Source organism: Halomonas sp. ND22Bw (genome assembly GCF_003011945.1).
GTDB lineage: Bacteria > Pseudomonadota > Gammaproteobacteria > Pseudomonadales > Halomonadaceae > Halomonas > Halomonas halophila.
Map to the genome: position 1 here is coordinate 1 of NZ_PXWD01001198.1, position 259 is coordinate 259.

Consider the following 259-nt stretch of genomic DNA (forward strand, 5'->3'; position numbering starts at 1 on the left):
GCCGAGGTTGATCCCTTCCGCCAAGATAACGTTCATTAGCCCGATCCGGTCAGCGCAGGGTGCTCCTGTGCGCAGATGGGTGAACGCTTCGGTGAAGCCGGTCGCCGCATCCACCTCCAGCAGGAGATCGGTGATGCGCGTGGGCGGGATCTGCTTGTAGAGATCGAGCACCAGATCTTCGGCGCCTGTCGGCGCGGCGGCTTCGAGTTTCTCGATATGCAGAACGCCGTTTTCAATCGACCCGCCCGGGATCGTGCCT

Annotated in this window: 1 protein-coding gene; it reads right to left on the reverse strand. The window is 62.2% G+C overall.

What is annotated here, in order from left to right:
* On the reverse strand, nt 1–259 hold a 259-nt coding region (locus CVH10_RS21960; protein WP_146143270.1), incomplete at both ends, for a Tn3 family transposase.